Origin of the sequence: Streptomyces sp. NPDC060205, from assembly GCF_042728395.1 — a bacterium.
GTDB lineage: Bacteria > Actinomycetota > Actinomycetes > Streptomycetales > Streptomycetaceae > Streptomyces.
Genome location: NZ_JBHWZP010000531.1, coordinates 1 through 4,207 on the forward strand (window position 1 = coordinate 1; position 4,207 = coordinate 4,207).

At 67.6% G+C, this 4,207-nt stretch carries 3 protein-coding genes and 1 pseudogene; 2 read left to right on the top strand and 2 right to left on the bottom strand.

What is annotated here, in order from left to right; genetic code table 11:
• Window positions 1-591: 591 nt before the first annotated feature.
• Window positions 592-1,173, top strand: a complete 582-nt coding sequence (locus ACFWGJ_RS42435) for a TetR/AcrR family transcriptional regulator (protein ID WP_387334310.1) — start codon at window positions 592-594, stop codon at window positions 1,171-1,173.
• A gap of 73 nt (window positions 1,174-1,246) precedes the next feature.
• Window positions 1,247-2,227 (top strand): alpha/beta fold hydrolase, encoded by a 981-nt coding sequence (locus ACFWGJ_RS42440; protein ID WP_387334311.1) that lies wholly within the window; start codon window positions 1,247-1,249, stop codon window positions 2,225-2,227.
• 19 nt (window positions 2,228-2,246) lie between these two features.
• On the opposite strand, the gene ACFWGJ_RS42445 is transcribed toward ACFWGJ_RS42440, so the two are convergent.
• A complete protein-coding gene (locus ACFWGJ_RS42445; RefSeq protein WP_387334312.1) occupies window positions 2,247-2,480 on the bottom strand; it encodes a hypothetical protein in 234 nt (77 codons plus the stop codon).
• Window positions 2,481-2,639: 159 nt separating this feature from the next.
• Window positions 2,640-3,911: pseudogene (locus ACFWGJ_RS42450) on the bottom strand (beta-ketoacyl-[acyl-carrier-protein] synthase family protein); the annotation flags it as partial.
• Window positions 3,912-4,207: the final 296 nt, after the last annotated feature.

Here is a 4,207-nt window from a genome sequence, read left to right on the forward strand (position 1 = left end):
GCTGGAAGCCGTGCGGCAGCCAGGCACCGCCTTGCAGGATCTGATCCTCTGCACCGGCCGGCGCCGGTGATGGATGGCGGGTTGTCGGCATCAAACGTCAGTTTACCGGTGGTCTCGCGCAGCGCGCCGAGCCGACAGTGATCGCATGACCACGACGACGCTCAAGTACCCTCCCCGGGGGAGGTAGCGGTGGCCTCACGCCGCCCAAGCGGCGGGCATCAGGAAGGCGCCGGCGAAGTCGTTTGCTTGGCGTTCGGCTTTCGGTCCGTTGCAGGGGGCGCTTGCCGTCGGCGTACATGACAAGGTGGCCCAGTTCTTGGGCGGGGTCGAACCGGCCGCGTTCCACGGTTTTCAGTATGTTCAGGAAGACGGAGGGCACACCACTCCTCCAGACCGCGAAGGTGGAGACGTTCCAGTCCCTGGTAGGGCTCGGTCTGGTGTCCGAAGCGGTCGAGATCCGTGCTGCGCCCTACCGGCCTCGACAGGTAGCGGGACGCAGTGCGGATCCGGGCACAGACAGCCCGCTACGATCTCCTGTTCGCCCCGGCTCGATATCGAACCGAGCGTTTCAGAATGCTGTACGCTTCAGGTATGGCCCGTCCCAAGGAATTCGATCCGGAGGCGGCACTCCGGGATGCCGTCACGCTGTTTTGGCGACAGGGGTACGAAGCGACCTCCGTGGCCGACCTGGTCGACCACCTGGGAGTCGGTCGGCCCAGTCTTTACGCGACATTCGGCACCAAGCACCAGCTCTACCTGCGAGCACTGGACGTCTACGCACAGGAACGGGTGGCACTCGACCTTGAGCTCCTGTCCCAACCCGGTCCGGTGCTCCCCGTCGTACGCCGGTGGATACAGCGGTACGCGGACGAGGTCGAGGCCGACGAACAACGGCTCGGCTGTTTCGCGGTCAACGCGGCAGCCGAACTGCTGCCCGGCGACGCCGAGGTGGCCAGGATCGTCGAAGGCGCCTGGGGAGCCACCGAAGCCGCGCTGACCGCGGCCCTGCTCAGGGCGCGTGCACAGGGTGAACTGCCCGAGGGCCGCGAGCCGCGAGCCCTGGCCCGATGCCTCCTGACGCTGCTGCACGGCATCCGAGTGTCCGGCAAACGCCACCAGGACCGCACCCACCTGGGCGACGTCCTGTCCCAGATCTTTCTCCTGCTGAGCTGAGGCCGCTCACACCCCCGGGGCGGCTGCATCATGCCCAAATTTTGAACTAATCAGTAGATTATTAAGGAGCGTCATGTTCTCGTTCGAATCCACTTCTGCCCCACACGCACCGGCACCGTCCGTGCCGACCCCTCGCCCTGTCCAGCCGCTGCCCATCGACACTCACGCCCCCTTCGACGAGCGGGCCTTCTTCCGGACCTTCCGGCACGGCTCCGCGGACGTGAACGGAGTCCGGATGCACTACGTCATCGGCGGCCCCGCTCCGGACAAGAGCCCCGGCCTGGTCGTGCTGCTCCACGGGTGGCCCCAGACCTGGCACGAGTGGCGCAAGATCATGCCTGCGCTCGCGGAGAGGTACACCGTCGTCGCGCCCGACATCCGCGGTACCGGGGACACCGACAAGCCTGTGTCCGGTTACGACGCCGGCACCCTGGCCGAGGACGTCCACCAGTTGGTGCGCCACCTCGGTTTCGACCGAGCCCACCTCGTCGCCTACGACGTGTCCGGACGGACGGGGTACGCCTACGCCGTCGAACACCCCGAAGCCCTCCACAAACTTGTGCTGATGGAGACACTCATCCCCGGCTTCGGGCTCGAAGCCGCCATGGACGTGGCCAACGGCGGTTCCTACCACTTCGGTCTGCACGCCAATGTGGACCTCGCGGAAACCCTGGTACGGGGCAAGGAGCGGTTCTACATCACCACCCTGATGCGCTCCTGGCTGACCGACAAGGCGGCCATGCGGGAGGAGGACTTCGACGAGTCCGTACGGTGCTACTCGGGGCCGGGTGGACTGCGCGGCGGCTTCTCCCACTACCGGGCGTTCCTCGACGACCGCGAACCCAATCACGCCCGTGCGGCACGGGGAAAGATCACCGTCCCGGTGCTGGCGCTCTACGGCGGCACGAACGGGCATGCCCCCACCCTGCCCGTCGACCTCACCGCCCTCGCCGAGGACGTCCAAGGCGAGGGCGTTCCGGGAGCCGGTCACCTGATAGCCCAGGAACGTCCCGACCATCTCGCCGCACGGCTGCTCGACTTCTTCCAGAAGTAGGTCCGAGCCGAAGAACGACTCAGTTCTCCGGTCGAAGTCTCCGGCGAGCTGCCTCAAGCCGCTGGTCGTAGTCGGGCACGAACAGCTCGGGAAGCGCTCTGGCGAGCGTCCCGGCGACCCGGTGGATCGGCACCCAGACCGCCGGATCATCGACAACGCGACTGAGATCGGTCAACTGCAACTTCTCCAGCCAGCACGACAACACAAGTGCCTCATCACCCGTGAGCTCTATCGTCACCGGGTCTTCACTCATGGACACTCCTGGTGTCTGACTTCAGCCTTGGATCACACGACTGACCCGAGATCACCAGGCCGGGCCCATCGGAGGTCTGGCGCCGGGCACAGCGGTCATGATGACGCGCAGGAACCCCTTGACCACCTGGGCCTGTGGGGAACCGGCACGTTCTTCGTCCATGGCACGGAACCCGAGCACCACGTTGTGTCCGCCGAAGCCGAAGGAATTGTTCAGAGCGACGACCGGGCCGTCGGGCAGCATGCGCGGCGACGACGAGATCAGAGCGGGGTCGATCTCGTCGTCCAGGTCGGTGACGTTGATGGTGGGAGGCGCGGTGCGGTGGTGCAGGGCGAGGACGGTGGCCACCGTCTCGATGCCGCCCGCCCCGCCCAGCAGGTGCCCGGTCATGGACTTGGTCGCGGACACGGCGACCTGTCGCCGGGGCGTACCGAGCACCTGCTCCAGAGCCTTGATCTCGGCCAGATCACCTTGCGGCGTCGACGTGGCGTGGGCGTTGACGTGGACGACCTCCTCCGGGGCGACGCCGGTGGTTTCCAGCAGTTGTCGCAGCGCGGCGGCGATCCCCCGGCCGGTGGGCTCGGGCTGGGCGATGTGGTGGCTGTCGGAGGACAAGCCCTGGCCGAGGGCTTCGCAGTACATCCGCGCCCCGCGGCGCACGGCGTGCTCGGCACACTCCACGACGACCACTCCGGCGCCCTCACCGAGGACGAATCCGTCCCGCCCCTTGTCGTAGGGACGCGACGCCGTCGCGGGGCTGTCGTTGCGCCGTGACATCGCCATCATGTTGCCGAACGCGGCCAGGTTCAGGGGCACGATGCATGCCTCGGTGCCGCCCGCGACCACGACGTCGGCCCGGCCGGCGCGCACCATGTCGATGGCGTGGCCGATGGCTTCCGCGCCCGACGCACAAGCGCTGACCAGGGTTTGTACGCCTGCCTGGGCGCCGATGTCCAAGCCGATCTGCGCGGCCGGACTGTTCGGCATCAGCATCGGCACCGTCAGCGGCGAGACCTTGCGCTCGCCCTGCTCCCGCAGGACGTCGTACTGGTTGAGCAGCGTCGACACCCCGCCGACGCCGGTGCCCATGACGACGGCCAGTCGATCGGGGCGTACCGAGACGTGTTCCGACTCGTCGGCCCGGCCCGCGAAACCGGCGTCCGCCCATGCCTCCCGGGCCGCGATGAGGGCGAACTGGCTCGCCCTGTCGAGCCGTCGGGCGACGTGCCGGGGCAGCACCTCCGACGGATCCACGGCGGCCGGGGCCGCGATGCGCACAGTCAGTCCGGCGGCCCAGTCCTCTTCCAGAGCCACCGTCGCCGAGTGTCCTGCGAGCAACTGCTTCCATGTCGACGCCGCATCACCTGCCAGAGGTGTGGTCGCACCGATCCCGCTGATGACGATCCGGCGGTCGGCCTGTGCGGTCTTCATGGATGTCCAACTCCGTGCTGATGAAAGCCAATGAGAACTGGAAGGAGGAGGCGCACGGTGTCGGCAACCAGGAGACCCGCGACCATGCGGATGTGGCTGCGCCTACACCGGCTGCCATCACCCGGCCTCAGGTCACTATCTGCGAGGTGACGGTCGGTCTCCAGGTCAACAGCAGGTCAAACACTGCTCACATGCGGGCAGTCCCCTGCGCCGGCACGCTTCGCCGCGGTCCGACGCATTGACGCCTGTGACCCGCACTCACGTGCGGGCCACAGGCGGTCTCCTCCCGTCAGGAC